The organism is Sphingomonas phyllosphaerae (assembly GCA_036946405.1).
Taxonomy (GTDB): domain Bacteria; phylum Pseudomonadota; class Alphaproteobacteria; order Sphingomonadales; family Sphingomonadaceae; genus Sphingomonas; species Sphingomonas phyllosphaerae_D.
In genome coordinates this window covers 2,597,892-2,612,500 of record JAQIJC010000001.1, presented here as the reverse complement: position 1 = coordinate 2,612,500, position 14,609 = coordinate 2,597,892, and the positions used below count along the sequence as shown (strand labels likewise).

Here is a 14,609-nt window from a genome sequence, read left to right as displayed (position 1 = left end):
AACAGCTCACTGGTCTAGCTAAGGGTTCCTGCGGCGAAGATGTAACGGGGCTCAAGACGTGCACCGAAGCTTAGGGTGTGTCGCAAGACACGCGGTAGCGGAGCGTTCCGTAAGCCTGCGAAGCGATCTGGTAATGGGTCGTGGAGGTATCGGAAGTGCGAATGCAGACATGAGTAGCGATAAAGAGGGTGAGATGCCCTCTCGCCGAAAGACCAAGGGTTCCTGCGCAAGGCTAATCCGCGCAGGGTGAGCCGGCCCCTAAGACGAGCCCGAAGGGGGTAGTCGATGGGAATGCGGTTAATATTCCGCAGCCTGGTGGTGTGTGACGGATGGTGTGTGTTGTCTGACCTTAACGGATTGGTCAGGCTTCGAAACTGTCCCGGGAAATAGCCCCACCGTATAGACCGTACCCGAAACCGACACAGGTGGTCTGGTAGAGTATACCAAGGCGCTTGAGAGAAGTGTCCTGAAGGAACTCGGCAAATTGCCTCCGTACCTTCGGAAGAAGGAGGCCCCATGTCAGCGCAAGCTCTCATGGGGGGCACAGGCCAGGGGGGTAGCGACTGTTTAGCAAAAACACAGGGCTCTGCTAAGTCGGCTTCAAGACGACGTATAGGGCCTGACGCCTGCCCGGTGCCTGAAGGTTAAGTGGAGGGGTGCAAGCTCTGAAATGAAGCCCAGGTAAACGGCGGCCGTAACTATAACGGTCCTAAGGTAGCGAAATTCCTTGTCGGGTAAGTTCCGACCTGCACGAATGGCGTAACGACTTCCCCACTGTCTCCAGGACATGCTCAGCGAAATTGAATTCTCCGTGAAGATGCGGAGTACCCGCGGTTAGACGGAAAGACCCCGTGCACCTTTACTGCAGCTTCAGAGTGGCAGTGGACAAGAACTGTGTAGCATAGGTGGGAGGCTTTGAAGCATTGGCGCCAGCCGGTGTGGAGCCATAGGTGAAATACCACCCTGTTGTTGTCTATTGTCTAACCTCGATCCATGAAACTGGATCAGGGACCCTCTGTGGCGGGTAGTTTGACTGGGGCGGTCGCCTCCTAAAGAGTAACGGAGGCGCGCGAAGGTGGGCTCAGGCCGGTTGGAAACCGGCTGTTAGAGTGCAATGGCATAAGCCCGCCTGACTGCGAGACTGACAAGTCGAGCAGAGACGAAAGTCGGTCATAGTGATCCGGTGGTCCCTCGTGGAAGGGCCATCGCTCAACGGATAAAAGGTACGCCGGGGATAACAGGCTGATAACCCCCAAGAGCTCATATCGACGGGGTTGTTTGGCACCTCGATGTCGGCTCATCACATCCTGGGGCTGGAGCAGGTCCCAAGGGTTTGGCTGTTCGCCAATTAAAGTGGTACGTGAGCTGGGTTCAGAACGTCGCGAGACAGTTTGGTCCCTATCTGCCGTGGGCGTCGAAATTTGAGAGGAGTTGACCCTAGTACGAGAGGACCGGGTTGAACGTACCTCTGGTGTACCTGTCGTCGTGCCAACGGCGCAGCAGGGTAGCTATGTACGGACGGGATAACCGCTGAAAGCATCTAAGCGGGAAGCCTCCCTCGAGATAAGATTTCTCAGGACGGTCGAAGACCACGACCTTGATAGATCGGATGTGGAAGCGCGGTAACGCGTGAAGCTAACCGATACTAATCGTCCTATTCGCGCTTGAGAGCACACACCCCCAACAACAGCGTTGGAACAGGTGATCGACCCTCAACCAGATAACAGTGCATCGATTTGAACCCGTCTCCCCCGCCTTACCCGGCCGGGGAAGACACATGTGCAGGCTCCATTGCCTGGTGGCCATAGCGTCGGTGAACCACCCGATCCCATCCCGAACTCGGACGTGAAACCCCTCTGCGCCAATGGTACTATCGCTCAAGCGATGGAAGAGTAGGTCGCCGCCAGGCATTGCAGCTTCGCACATCCCATGAACCCATTCACTCACTCACCTCGGCGCGGGGTGGAGCAGCCCGGTAGCTCGTCAGGCTCATAACCTGAAGGTCACAGGTTCAAATCCTGTCCCCGCAACCATCTATACCACGACAGCCCCGTCTCCCATGAGACGGGGCTGTCGTGCTTTGCGCCGATGGCGCCGTGCCATCGAGGCAGGCACGTCAGGCACAAACATCGGTATCGAGGCCGGCACGGCTTACCCGTACACATTGTCGCGAAGCTCGAGCGTGATCCATCAAAGCTGAATTGGAGCCGCCACCCGTCACGCCGGATCCGTTCCGGCATCCACCTTTCCGCCAGCACACCGGCGGATGCTCTTGCGGGACGGTAGACCCCGGAACAAGGCTCTTCTGAGCTTGTCGAAGGGGCCGGGGTGACGGCGGACGCTGGCTCAGGCCGGGTGGATCAAACACTAAAAGCCGGGATGCCGGATCTGCCCGTCACCGACATCGCCCGCAGCTCTGTCACGGCTGTCCGATCGGCGAACTGTCGCGACAGGCGCTGCTCTACCGCCGGCTCAGCGGACGTGCTCCCCGGAAATCATACCATTGAATAGGTTAGTTCGTCAGATGGAGACGAGCGATGCGGCAACGCCTTGCGAGCACGAGGCTGGCGTGAAGATCGCGCAATTGTCTCGCAAGCGCGGCAACAGCGATAACGTTCGACCATTGACCAGCAATCGACAGGATGCCCGTGTCGGGACCGGTGCGGTTGCGGTTGTAGGCGCACGAAGCGACCATCGAGGGTGTCGAGCAGCGCGAACCGACCACACTGGCCTGCGTCCACATAGCAACCTCGGCGGCATCGCGCCCGCCAGCTAGCTGTCAGCGGAGCCGGAAGAGGGGGGCAGGTCAGTAGCTACCAGGAAACACCCGCGAGCGCCTCGCGGCAAGATAGCGACGAGGCGCGCCGCCTACAGCCGCCCACGGATGCCGAAAAAGAACGCCCGGCCCGAATATTCGTAGAAGTTCGGCACGTTCCGGAAATCGTTGAACCGCTTGATCGCTTGCCCCAACAGGTTCGATCCCTGCACATAGGCGGTCAGGTGGCTTGTCACATCATAGGACAGCGTCGCCGACACTTCGTGATACGGATCTTCCTTGACCGGGAGATAGGCGAGATTGCCCGATTGCGCATAGGTGAAGCGCGACTGGAACGTGTAAGATAGCTGCGCCCCGACGCCGTGATTCTCATAGAACAGCTTGCCATTGGCGGAGAAGGGGATCGCGCCGGGAAGGTCGGTGGTGACGTCCCCCGACGTGGCGCGCGAGTGATTGTACGTCAGGTTTGCCTGCACGCCCAGGCCATTGTCGAGGAAATACTGTCCGCCGACTTCGATGCCATAGACGTCGGCGCTGTCGCCGTTACGCACCTGATATTCGACGAAATTGAAGTTCTGGACCTGATTGGCCGGCTGCGCGGTCGGTGTGACGACGACATCGACCGGCACCGTCGCGACGAAGTTGGTGATGTGCTTGTAGAAGGCCGCCGCGGTCAGCGCGAGGCGGTTCGACGGATAATATTCGATCGAGGCATCGAACTGGTTGGCCTCGGTCGGTTTCAGGTTCGGATTGCCCGCGTCATAGATGATGTACGTCCCCGATTGCGCCGACGTCGCATCCTTGGCCGGGGACAGCTCGGCGAAGGTCGGCCGTGAGATCGCCTGCGACGCCGCCAGCCGCAGCCGCAGGCCGTCGCTGAGATCATAGGCGAAATTGGCCGCGGGCAGCAGCCGCAGATAGTCGCCACCGCCGGTGATCGGCTCGACCGGGTTGAAGCTGACCGCATTGTCCTGCGTGCCGGCGCGCGGGATGATCGTCGCGATCGACGCGCCATAGCCGACCGACGAAACCTTGGTCGCGACCAGCCGTCCGCCGATATCGGCGCGCCAGCGCGCACCCTCGAGATTGAATTGGACGTAGCCGGCCCAGGTCCGCTCCCCGATCCGGTAGGAGGCGGGCAGGTCGTCCTGGATGATCTGCGTCGAATAGCCGGCCGGATAGGGCGTCAGCGAACACCCGGGGATCGTCGCGCCGCTCGCGTCGAGGCAGCTGTTCGGGTTGAGGATCGCGGGATTGTTGTCGGCGCGCGGCAAGGCGGCCAGATAGGTGTCGATGTCGAAGTAAGGGAAGTTTCGCGGAAAATTGCCGCGACGCTTCTGCAGGATGTCCGCACGTCCCGGCTTCACCACGTCCGCGCCGATCGCGCCGAAGGTGAACGGATAGCCGCAATAGTTGCACGACGTCGTATATTGGTTGTCGACGGTCGTCACATCCTTGTTGCGGTCGGTCCATGCGACGCCGAAGCTGATCGCCTTGAACACGCCATTGTCGACGCGATACTCGCCGTCGATCTTCGCGCTCTTGATATCGTCGCTGATATCCTGGCCCTGGATGCCGATGTAATGCGCGCGGAAATCGTCGTTGGTCGCCTGGTCGAGCGTGCGGCCACCGGGCAGCGTGATCGCGAGGTCCGGCAACCCGTTGTCGCGCGCCGCGAAGGTCGCGGAGGCGCCGGGGATGCCGGCGACGACGAAGCGATTGCGTCCGCCGGTGTTGTTGGTCGCCTTCCCGTAATAGCCGTCGAACGCCAGCTTCAACTGCTCGACCGGCCGCCAATCGACACGGCCGCCGATCTGCCACGTCTGGCTCTGCCGCGGTTCGTCGGTGGTCAGCACCTCCGCGACCATGTCGGTCTTGGTGAAGCCAGTGACGACGTTGTTCGCATCGACCGAGATCGACGCCGGGTCCCAGCGCGGCGTGCCGTCGTCGCCGAGCGGGTTGAGGTAATTGGAGGAGCGGTAATTGTGCTGGCTCACGTCGAAATGGCTGTAGATGCCGTCGATCGTCACCTCGAAGTTGCTCGACGGCTTCCATTGGAACGCGCCGGCCGCGCCGATCCGCTCGCGCTCGCCGCTGACATAGCCGACGCTGTAATAATCGGGCCAGATATAGGCCGGGCCGTTCGGGTCGGCGTCGACGCGCCCGTCGCGGTTGAAATCGATGCCATAGCCCGCCTCGGTCCCGTCGGTGATCGAATATTCGCCGAGATTGTCGGTGCGAAACTTGTACTTGTTGTAACTGGCGCCGAGCAGGATTCCCATCGTGTCGTCGGCGAAGGTCGTGCTGACGACGCCACTCAGCTTGTAACCGCCCTTGTCGACCAGGTCGTTATACTGGCCCTCGACCGCTGCCGAGGCGTGGAAGCCCGATCGGTCGAGCGGACGGGCGGTGCGCAGGTCGACGTTGCCGCCGATGCTGCCTTCCAGCTCGGAGGCGCGCACCGCTTTTTTCACCTCGGCGCCCGAAATGATCTCCGACGGCAGCACGTCGAACTGGAACGAGCGGTCGGTGCCGTCGGTCGGCAGGATGCGGCCGTTGAGCGTGGTGATCGCGAAATTCGAACCGAGCCCGCGCACGGTGATGTCGCGCCCTTCGCCGCGCCCGTCGCGCCCTACCGTCACGCCGGGGATGTTGGCCAGCGCCTCGGCGACGTTGCGGTTCGGGAACTTGCCGAGTTCCTCGGCGGAGATCGCATCGACGATCGTGTCCGCGTTGCGCTTGGCCTGGATCGATCGCAACAGGCTGCCGCGGACGCCGCGCACGACCACCTCGGTCGGGGCGGCGGGTTCGCCGGTTTCGCCGGGCTGCTGGCCGGGATCGGACAGGATCGCCTGCGGATCGGGCGAGGCGGTCGAGGAGCGCTGCGCCGGATCGACCGACGGGCGCGCGTCCTGCGCGGCGGCCTGACCCGCCACCAGCAAGGCGATGAGGCTGACCCCCGTCAGGGTGGTCGCGTGCCAGCGGTTCGGATGCATCATGGCCACTCTCCCGATCTATCGCAATTAATGCGAAACATTGCGGACAGGTATCTTTCGCTTCGCATCGCTGTCAAATGGAAAAGAAACGAAAGCGGGAGTGATATTGTGGCGGGGCGGGCGCGCTGATAAGGATGCTGTTCCACGGAGGGGTGACATGTCCACGGTTCGGGACACCAGCGGCAGACGGCAGCAGATCAGTGTCATGGTGCGTGAACGCGGCAGTGTTCAGGTGGCACCGTTGGCGGAGCGGTTCGGCGTTTCGATGCAGACAATCCGCAAGGATTTGCATTTCCTCGCAAAACGCGGCGTTGCGGAGCGTTCCTACGGCGGCGCGATCGTCGCCGATGCCGTCAACGTTATCGCCGAGCCGCCGGTCGAGGCCAAGCGTGCCAGCCATGTCGATGAGAAGGCGCGGATCGGCGCGCTGGCGGCGGCGATGGTGCAGCCGGGTGATTCGGTTGTGCTCGATTCCGGCACCACGACGTTGCAGATCGCGCATCATCTGCCCGATCACGAGGAGATCACCGTCCTCACCAACGATCTCGATATCCTGTCCGCGCTCGCACGCAAGGAGCGGATCCGGGTGGTGATGCTGGGGGGTACGCTGCGCCGGCGCAATCGCGCCTTCTACGGCGCGCAGACCGAAAGCGCGCTCGACGATCTGCACGTCGACAAGCTGTTCCTCGGCGTCGACGGCTTCGATATCGAGCGCGGCATCACCACGCATTACGAACCCGAAGCGATGCTCAACCGCAAGATGGTGAAGGCGGCGCGGCAGGTCATCGCGGTCACCGACCGTTCGAAGTTCGGCCGCGTCTGCCTCCACCGCATCCTCAACGTCGCGGAGATCGACGACCTCGTCATCGACGATACCGCGCCCGAGGGAATGCAGGCGGCCGCCGACCGCCTCGGCTTCCGCCTTCACATTGCCTGACCCGGACTGACGCCCGATGTCGCTCGGGCCCCGGAATCAATCGGCCCCCCTTGTCACCCACGGCGAAACGTAGGCGGGAGATCAGGACCTGATAGCTTCAACTTATTTCGTCATTGCGAGCGTAGCGAAGCAATCCAGGGCCGGATAAGGACGCCCTGAATTGCTTCGCTACGCTCGCAATGACGGCTGAAGTGGATGTCCTCTCATCCTAACCCTTCAGACGAAAGAAGCGTCGCGCATTCTGCCAGTAGATCTTGTCGATCACCGCGCGCGGCAGGTTCAGCCCGACCGCATCGGCGTTGATCGCCTCGACGCGCTGCGAAAGCGGGGTCGCCAGATATCGCCAGTCGGCACGCCAGACCCGATCCGCCTCCTTGGCGAAGTCGTTGGTCGCGGGCGGATTTTGTGCGCGTGCCGCCGGATCGGGCGGGCTGTCGGTCAGGTCGGTGCCATACAGGATCCGATCCTGATATTTGACGAAGAACGCGCGCACCTTCGCAGGGTTGGCGTTCGACTGGACCTGCAGGTTCGATAGCCGCGCGGCCAGGTCGACGACGGTGTTGGGATAGGCGTCGAAGAAGCGCGCCAGCTCGTCGACGCTCCATTCGAGACTCGCCATGTGCGCACCGTCGAACGCCAGCTTCGGATGTCGCGCGACGAACCGATCGCGCGCCGCCATCAACGTTTCGTAACGCGGCTCCTCGGGGTGCAGGTACATGTAATATTCGGGATGCGCCTTAAAATAGGCGCGGTCGTTGTCTGTGGTCATCTGGTCGAGCGGCAGCCAGCAATTCTTCGGCTCGGCCTGGTGCGCGATCAGCGGAATGTTGCGCCGTTCGAGATGCGCCATCACGCCATCGAAGCGCGGATCGTCGAGGAAGACGCGCTTCCCGCTTGGATCGGTCGCGACCATTCCGATATTCTTCCACACCTTCACCGCGATCGCGCCGCGCGCGAAGGCGGCGTCCAGATGTGCGATGGTGCGCTCGGTCCAGCCCGGCGTGCCGAAGCCGTCCATCGAGAAGGTCGTGGCGTAGCGGAAGTCGATCGGATCGGCGGCGCGCATGGTGTGCGCGATCGCGGCCTGCTGCGCGAGCGGCGGGAAGTCGGGATAATCGACGTTGATCGCCAGCACCTCGAACCGGTCGCGCTTCGCCAGCGCCAGAAAGCGTCGGTCGTCGACATTGGCGTGGAAATGCGCGTCGAACTTCGCGACGCGGGCGAAGTCCGCTTCGGTATAATGCGCGCTCGTCGATGCCGCGCCGGCCAACAGCAAGGCCGCGATCATCCCCATGTCACTCTCCTCTATCGATCATAACGAAAGAAAACGCGCTTTCGCATTGCGCTTTTTGTTTGCGCGCCCGCTCCGGTTGGTGCAAGTTCTTTCTCATCGAGCCAGCGGCGCGCAGCGTCGACGGCCCGCAAAGGAGAGAGTCCGTCATGTCGTCCAGCCCCGTTACGCGCCGCTCGCTGCTCGCCCGCCTGATGATGGGCGGCGCGACGCTGGCGCTGCCTGACTGGGGCGACGCGGTCTGGGCCGCGGCGCCGTCGGGCGTCCACCTGACCGACGGCACGCTGACGATCGACTATGATCGTGCGATGCGGGCGCAACTGTCGTTCGGGGGCAAGGCGATCACGACGCGTGGCACGTCGGAGGCGCTGTTCGTCAGCGGCCGGCCGCTCGGCACGTTCCTCCTGCTCGATCATACCGAGGCGCCGGTGTCCGGCGCGCATGGCAAGGGACGGCGGCACCTCCTGCGCGCGACCGCGGGCGGGCAGGTCGAGCAGTCGACCGCGGTGACCTTCCTCGACGCCTATCCTGGACTCGCGCTTTACGAGGTCAGCTATCGCAACACCGGCACCGCGCCGTTGGCAGTGTCGGGCTGGCGGGTCGCAACCCACGATCTGCGCGCGCATCGCGATGGCGCATGGACCTTCGCCGGCGCCTCTTATCCCGATCGGCGCGACTGGATCCAGAAGGTCGCGCCCGGTTTCGAGCAGCGAAACTTCATGGGGATGAACGCGTCCGATTATGGCGGCGGCACGCCGGTGGCGGTGGTGTGGCGGCGCGACGTCGGTCTGGCGGTTGGCCATGTCGAGACCAGCCCGCGGCAGGTCGCTCTGCCCGTCTCGATGCAACCGGACGCGACCCGGCTCGGTCTGAGCGGCGATCAGACCGCCCTGCTTGCGCCCGGGGCGACGATCACGCTGCCATTTTCGTTCCTGATGGCGCACGAGGGCGATCATTACCGTCCCCTCGATGCCTATCGCCGCCTGATGGCGGAGCGCGGCATGGCAGCGCCGTCGATCCCCGAATCGAGCTACGGTCCGATCTGGTGCGCCTGGGGCTATGAGCGGGATTTCACGCTCGATCAGGTATATGGCACGCTCCCCAAGGCAAAGGCGCTCGGGTTCGAATGGGCGGTGCTCGACGACGGCTGGCAGACCGCGGAGGGCGACTGGAAGCTCAATCCGGCAAAATTCCCGCGCGGTGACAAGGACATGCGCGCCTTCACCGATCGCATCAAGGCGGATGGGATGCGTCCGCGGCTCTGGCTCGCGCCGCTCGCGGTCGACCCGGGCACCGATCTGCTCCGCGACCACGCCGACATGCTGCTGCTCGATCGCAACGGCGCGTCGCAGAACGTAACCTTCTGGAATGCCTTCACGCTTTGCCCAGCCTACCAGCCGACGGTCGATTATTTCCGTGCCTTGGTGCGGCGGATTATGGTCGATTGGGGCTATGAGGGACTGAAGCTCGACGGCCAGCATCTGAACGGCGTCGCGCCCTGCTACAATCCCGCGCATCGTCACCAACGCCCTGAAGAATCGAGCGAAAAGCTCCAGGATTTCTGGAAGGCGATCCACGACGAGGCGATCGCCGCCAATCCGCAGGCGGTGGTGGAATTGTGTCCGTGCGGCGACAGCTTCGCGTTCCACAACCTGCCCGCCACCAACAACACCCCGGCCTCGGACCCGCTGTCGTCATGGCAGATCCGCTTGAAAGGCAAGACGTTCAAGGCGCTGATGGGGCCGTCCGCGCCCTATGCCGGCGACCATGTCGAGCTGAGCGACGGCGGCGCCGATTTCGCTTCCACCTATGGCATTGGCGCGATCCCCTCGACCAAGTTCACCTGGCCGAAGGACACGCCCAAGCCCATGGAAAAGCTGCCCCCCGGCGGTTTCGTCCTGACCCCGGCCAAGGAAGCGCTCTGGGGCAAATGGGTCGCGCTCTATCGCGAGCACATGCTGCCCAAGGGCCGCTATCTCGGCGGGCTCTACGACATCGGCTTCGACAAGCCCGAGGCTCATGCCATTGAGAAGGAAGGCGTCCTTCATTACGCTTTCTACGCCGATCATTGGTCGGGCCCGATCGCGCTGCGTGGGCTGGGCGAGGGCGATTACACGCTCGTCGACGGCTTCAGCGGACAGCCGCTCGGCACCGCCTCACGCGCGAAGCCGACGATCGCCGCGACCTTCGACCATGCGCTACTGGTACGCGCAACGCCGGTGACGGCATGACCGGGCGCGCGTGGCTGTTCAACGCGCTTGTCACCGTCGCGCTATGGGGTGTTTGGGGCGCGTTTTCAGGGCTTTCGCCGCAGCACGGTTTTCCTGAGACGCTCGTCTATTGCGTGTGGGCGCTGACGATGGTGCCCCCGGCGCTGGTGGTGCTGGCGCAGTCCGGCTGGCGGCTCGATCGCTCGCCGCGTGCCATCGCCTACGGGCTCGCGGTCGGTCTGCTCGGCGCGGGCGGGCAGATGCTGCTATTCTACGCGGTCGCACGTGGGCCGGCCTATCTGATCTTCCCGATCATCTCGCTGTCGCCGGTGGTAACGATCGCGATGTCGTTCCTGCTGATGGGGGAGCGTACCGGGCGGCTCGGCGCGCTGGGGATCGTGCTCGCCCTGCTGGCGCTACCGACCTTCGACTTCGCGCCCGGCGCGTCAGGGGCGTCGGCGGCATGGCTGCTGCCCGCGGTGCTGGTGATGCTGTGCTGGGGCGTGCAGGCGTTCTTCATGAAGGCGGCGAACCACGTCATGTCGGCGGAAAGCATCTTCGTCTACATGACGATCGCGGCGCTGGCGCTCGCGCCGGTCGCCTGGGCGATGACCGATACCACGCGGCCGATCAACTGGGGGCTCGACGGGCCGGGGCTCGCCGCGGCGATCCAGCTGCTCAACGCGATCGGCGCGCTGACGCTCGTCTTCGCGTTCCGCTATGGCAAGGCGATCATCGTCGCGCCGCTCGCCAATGCCGGCGCGCCGCTGGTCACCGCATTGATCTCGCTGGCGGTGCTGCACGTCATGCCGGGCCCGCTCAAGGCATTCGGGATCGTGCTGGCGCTGACCGCCTCGCTGTTGCTGGCGATCGAGCCCGACAGCGCCGATCCCGATACCGAGCCGGAGCCGGCCACCGCCTAGGCTCGGCGGACTTCGTTCAATTCTTGTGTGCGGACGACGGACGGTCGTTCGCGAAAGGAGCGGCGCGTGCATATTCTTCTGGATTTGGTGAGGCGGCACAAGGCGGGTGAGCGCGTCGGCGTGACCTCGGTCTGCTCCGCACATCCGCTGGTGATCGAGGCGGCGCTACGCCATGCGCTCGCGGTCGATCAGCCGTTCGCGCTGGTCGAGGCGACCTCGAACCAGGTCAATCAGGACGGCGGGTACACGGGCATGAAGCCCGCCGATTTCCGCGGATTCGTCGAGGCGATCGCGGCGAGGGTCGGCTTTCCGGTCGCGCGGCTGGTGCTCGGCGGCGACCACCTCGGCCCGAACGCCTGGACCGCTTTGCCGGCGGCCGAGGCGATGGCGAAGGCGCAGGTGATGGTCGCGGATTATGTCCGCGCCGGCTTCTCCAAGATCCATCTGGATTGTTCGATGAGCTGTGCCGACGACCCGGTGCCGCTGCCGGAGCAGACGATCGCCGAGCGTGCCGCGCAGCTCTGCCGCGCCGCCGAGGACGCCTTCGACGGCGCGGAGGCGGACGCACCGGTCTATATCATCGGCACCGAGGTGCCGGTGCCGGGCGGCGCGGCGGAGGATCTCGACGAGCTGGCGGTCACCACGCCGGAGGCGGCGATCGCCACGGTCGACATGCACCGCACGCTGTTCAGGACGGCGGGTCTCGATGCCGCGTGGTCGCGGGTGATCGCCACGGTCGTCCAACCGGGCGTCGAGTTCGATCACGACAAGGTCGTCGATTACCGACCCGAACGGGCGGTCGCGCTGAGCCGCGCGATCGAGCCGGTCGATCATCTGGTCTACGAAGCACATTCGACGGATTACCAAACGCCTGCCGCGCTCGCGGCATTGGTGCGCGACCATTTCGCGATCCTGAAGGTCGGCCCGGGCGTCACCTTCGCGCTGCGCGAGGCATTGTGGGCGCTGGATGCGATCGAACGAGAAACCGTCACCGCCAAGGCGCGCGCCGAGCTTCGCGCCGTGACGCTGGACCGGCTGCGCGCCGAGCCGAAGAACTGGGCCAAATATTACCATGCGACCGGGCCCGCGCTCGACCTCCAGCTTCAATACAGCCTCTCCGATCGCATCCGCTATTACTGGCCCGACCCGGTGATCGCGGCAGCGCAGGCGCGGCTGTTTGCCAATCTGCGCGACACGCCGCCGCCGCTCCCACTGCTCAGTCAGTATCTGCCGACCGCCTATGCCGCGGTGCGCGGCGGCGGCACCACGCTCGATCCCGCCGAACTGGTGATGGCGCACGTCGCCGCCACGCTCGATGCCTATCACGGAGCCTGTTTTCCCCATGACTGACACCTTGATCGCCGCGCCCCACCCGGATGAAAGCGTCAGCTGGACGCGGCGCGAGATCGCGCAACAGCCCGCGACCTTGCGTGCGACGCAGGCGCTGTTGCAGGCCGCGCGCGCCGAAATCGACGCGTTTCTGGCGCCGTTGCTGGGGCAACCGAAGCTGCGCGTCATCCTGACGGGCGCCGGAACGTCGGCGTTCATCGGCGAATGTCTCGCACCCTGCCTGTCGCATCACCTCGGCCGTACGGTCGAGGCGATCGCCACCACCGACATCGTCAGCGCGCCGCATCTCTACCTGCGCGGCGACGTGCCGACGCTGCTGGTGTCGTTCGGTCGCTCGGGCAGCAGCCCGGAAAGCGTCGCCGCGGTCGATCTCGTCGATCGCATGGTCGACGATGCGCATCACCTGATCGTGACCTGCAACGCGGCAGGCGAACTCGCGCAGCGTGGTGGCGCAAGCACGCACGTGATCGTCCTGCCAGAAGAAACCCACGACCGCAGCTTCGCGATGACCTCGAGCTTCAGCGCGATGATGCTGGCGGCGCTTTCGATCCTCGGCGGCGTCGCGGCGCTCGACGCACGCGTTCCGGCGATCGCGGCGGGTGTCGCCGACATGCTGACGCGCGCGGAGCCGGTGGTTGCCGATCTGGCGACGCGCGGTTTCGAACGCGTCGTCTATCTGGGCAGCGGCGTGTTCCGCGGGCTGGCGCGCGAAGCCGCGCTCAAGCTGATGGAGTTGAGCGACGGTGCGGTGGTCACCGCGTTCGACAGCCCGCTCGGCTTCCGCCACGGACCGAAGACGATCATCACCGACCGGACGCTCGCAGTGGTGTTCGTCTCCAACGATCCGCTGACGCGTCGCTACGATCTCGATATCGTCGCGGAACTGCGCGGCGATGCGCAGGCGGGGGCGGTGATCGTGATCTCGGCCGGAAAGGGCGATGACGCGACGATTGCGGTCGACGGCCTGTCCGACGCCGCGGACGCCGATCTCCTGTTCCCCTTCATCGTGCCCGCGCAACTGTTTGCATTGCATGTCTCGGAAGCGCTCGGCTTGACCCCCGATCGCCCGAATGCGAGCGGCACCGTCAATCGCGTGGTGCAAGGCGTGCGGATCCACGCCGTCGAGGCATGAGCACGGCCTGGTACCTGGGCGTCGATGGCGGCGGCACCAAGACCGAATTCGTCTGCATCGACGCCGCGGGCGAGGTGAGCGCCCGCGCGGTGACCGGCACGACCTATCATCTTGAGGTCGGCGTCGCCGAAGCGCTGCGGCGCATCGAGCAGGGTGTCAGGGATATCGGCAGCCAATTGGCTGTCGAACCCGGCGACCTGACCTACGTCTTTCTCGGCCTTCCCGCTTATGGCGAGGATCGTCTTGCCGATCCGCGGCTGGATGCGGGGGTCGGCGCGCTGCTCGGTCACGCCCGCTACCGCTGCGACAACGACATGGTATGCGGCTGGGCCGGATCGCTGGCGTGTGCGGACGGAATCAACGTCGTCGCGGGCACCGGCTCGATCGCTTATGGCGAGCGTGGCGGTCGCGGCGCACGGACGGGCGGATGGGGCGAGGTCTTCGGCGACGAGGGATCGGCCTATTGGATCGCGCAACGCGGCCTCGGTGCCTTCGCGCGGATGAGCGACGGGCGGCTTCCGCGCGGGCCGCTCCACGGCCTGTTCCGCGAGGAACTGGCGCTCGCTACCGACCTTGAACTGTGCGAGCGCGTCATGGGTGCCGACGGCATGGCGCGTGGGCAGATCGCCGCGCTGGCCGCGCTGGTATCCCGCGCAGCCGATGTTGGCGATGTTGCCGCACAGGCGATCCTTCATCGCGCCGCGGACGAGCTGGTGCTGCTCGCGACCAGTCTGCGCGAACGCCTCGGCTTCACCTCGCAGGAGCCTGTGCCGGTGTCGTGGTCGGGCGGGGTGCTCGCCAACCAACCGCTCGTCCGCGCAGCCTTCACAGCCGGGTTGACGAGTGCCGGGCTGACGCCGGTCACACCTCTGCACGCGCCGGGATATGGCGCAGCGCTCTATGCGCGGCATCTCGATCACCAAAGGCTCACAACTCGATCATTGTGGCACGATTAAAATGTTTCGCTTTCGCGCGAAATAATAAAATCATATCT

8 protein-coding genes, 1 tRNA gene and 2 rRNA genes (1 of these 11 only partly in view) are annotated in these 14,609 nt (G+C 64.6%); 9 read left to right on the top strand and 2 right to left on the bottom strand.

The window, feature by feature from the left end; all coding sequences use genetic code 11:
* The 3 genes from PGN12_12420 to PGN12_12410 form a co-directional block, all read left to right on the top strand.
* Window positions 1-1,669, top strand: a 23S ribosomal RNA gene (locus PGN12_12420) (it extends 1,111 nt beyond the left edge of the window).
* Window positions 1,670-1,794: 125 nt separating this feature from the next.
* A 5S ribosomal RNA gene (rrf, locus tag PGN12_12415) occupies window positions 1,795-1,909 on the top strand.
* 47 nt (window positions 1,910-1,956) lie between these two features.
* Window positions 1,957-2,033, top strand: a tRNA-Met gene (locus PGN12_12410).
* An 835-nt stretch (window positions 2,034-2,868) separates the two neighbouring features.
* On the opposite strand, the gene PGN12_12405 is transcribed toward PGN12_12410, so the two are convergent.
* A complete protein-coding gene (locus PGN12_12405) occupies window positions 2,869-5,775 on the bottom strand; it encodes a TonB-dependent receptor (GenBank protein ID MEH3104698.1) in 2,907 nt (968 codons plus the stop codon).
* A 154-nt stretch (window positions 5,776-5,929) separates the two neighbouring features.
* Here PGN12_12405 and agaR point away from each other — a divergent pair, with 154 nt between their 5' ends.
* Entirely contained in the window at window positions 5,930-6,709 is a 780-nt protein-coding gene (gene agaR, locus PGN12_12400) for a transcriptional repressor AgaR (protein MEH3104697.1), read from the top strand.
* 208 nt (window positions 6,710-6,917) lie between these two features.
* On the opposite strand, the gene PGN12_12395 is transcribed toward agaR, so the two are convergent.
* Entirely contained in the window at window positions 6,918-8,003 is a 1,086-nt protein-coding gene (locus tag PGN12_12395) for an amidohydrolase family protein (GenBank protein MEH3104696.1), read from the bottom strand.
* A gap of 146 nt (window positions 8,004-8,149) precedes the next feature.
* On the opposite strand from PGN12_12395, the gene PGN12_12390 reads away from it, so the two are divergent.
* The 5 genes from PGN12_12390 (at window position 8,150) to PGN12_12370 (ending at window position 14,571) form a co-directional block, all read left to right on the top strand.
* Window positions 8,150-10,231 carry an alpha-galactosidase gene (locus PGN12_12390; protein MEH3104695.1) on the top strand — a complete coding sequence of 694 codons (2,082 nt, stop codon included), beginning with the start codon at window positions 8,150-8,152 and terminating at the stop codon, window positions 10,229-10,231.
* A complete protein-coding gene (locus PGN12_12385; protein ID MEH3104694.1) occupies window positions 10,228-11,133 on the top strand; it encodes a DMT family transporter in 906 nt (301 codons plus the stop codon). Before PGN12_12390 ends, PGN12_12385 begins: the two co-directional genes overlap by 4 nt.
* 66 nt (window positions 11,134-11,199) lie before the next feature.
* Window positions 11,200-12,483, top strand: coding sequence for a D-tagatose-bisphosphate aldolase, class II, non-catalytic subunit (locus tag PGN12_12380; GenBank protein ID MEH3104693.1), 1,284 nt, complete (start codon window positions 11,200-11,202; stop codon window positions 12,481-12,483).
* Window positions 12,476-13,615: an SIS domain-containing protein gene (locus PGN12_12375; GenBank protein MEH3104692.1), complete on the top strand. Its 1,140-nt coding sequence runs from the start codon at window positions 12,476-12,478 to the stop codon at window positions 13,613-13,615. The genes PGN12_12380 and PGN12_12375 overlap by 8 nt, the downstream gene beginning before the upstream one ends.
* A complete protein-coding gene (locus PGN12_12370; GenBank protein ID MEH3104691.1) occupies window positions 13,612-14,571 on the top strand; it encodes an N-acetylglucosamine kinase in 960 nt (319 codons plus the stop codon). The genes PGN12_12375 and PGN12_12370 overlap by 4 nt, the downstream gene beginning before the upstream one ends.
* The last annotated feature ends 38 nt before the right edge of the window (window positions 14,572-14,609 follow it).

Coding starts and splice junctions, on each gene's coding strand:
- PGN12_12405 (MEH3104698.1), bottom strand. CDS start 5,775: ATGATGCATCCGAACCGCTGGCACGCGACCACCCTGACGGGGGTCAGC.
- agaR (MEH3104697.1), top strand. CDS start 5,930: ATGTCCACGGTTCGGGACACCAGCGGCAGACGGCAGCAGATCAGTGTC.
- PGN12_12395 (MEH3104696.1), bottom strand. CDS start 8,003: ATGGGGATGATCGCGGCCTTGCTGTTGGCCGGCGCGGCATCGACGAGC.
- PGN12_12390 (MEH3104695.1), top strand. CDS start 8,150: ATGTCGTCCAGCCCCGTTACGCGCCGCTCGCTGCTCGCCCGCCTGATG.
- PGN12_12385 (MEH3104694.1), top strand. CDS start 10,228: ATGACCGGGCGCGCGTGGCTGTTCAACGCGCTTGTCACCGTCGCGCTA.
- PGN12_12375 (MEH3104692.1), top strand. CDS start 12,476: ATGACTGACACCTTGATCGCCGCGCCCCACCCGGATGAAAGCGTCAGC.
- PGN12_12370 (MEH3104691.1), top strand. CDS start 13,612: ATGAGCACGGCCTGGTACCTGGGCGTCGATGGCGGCGGCACCAAGACC.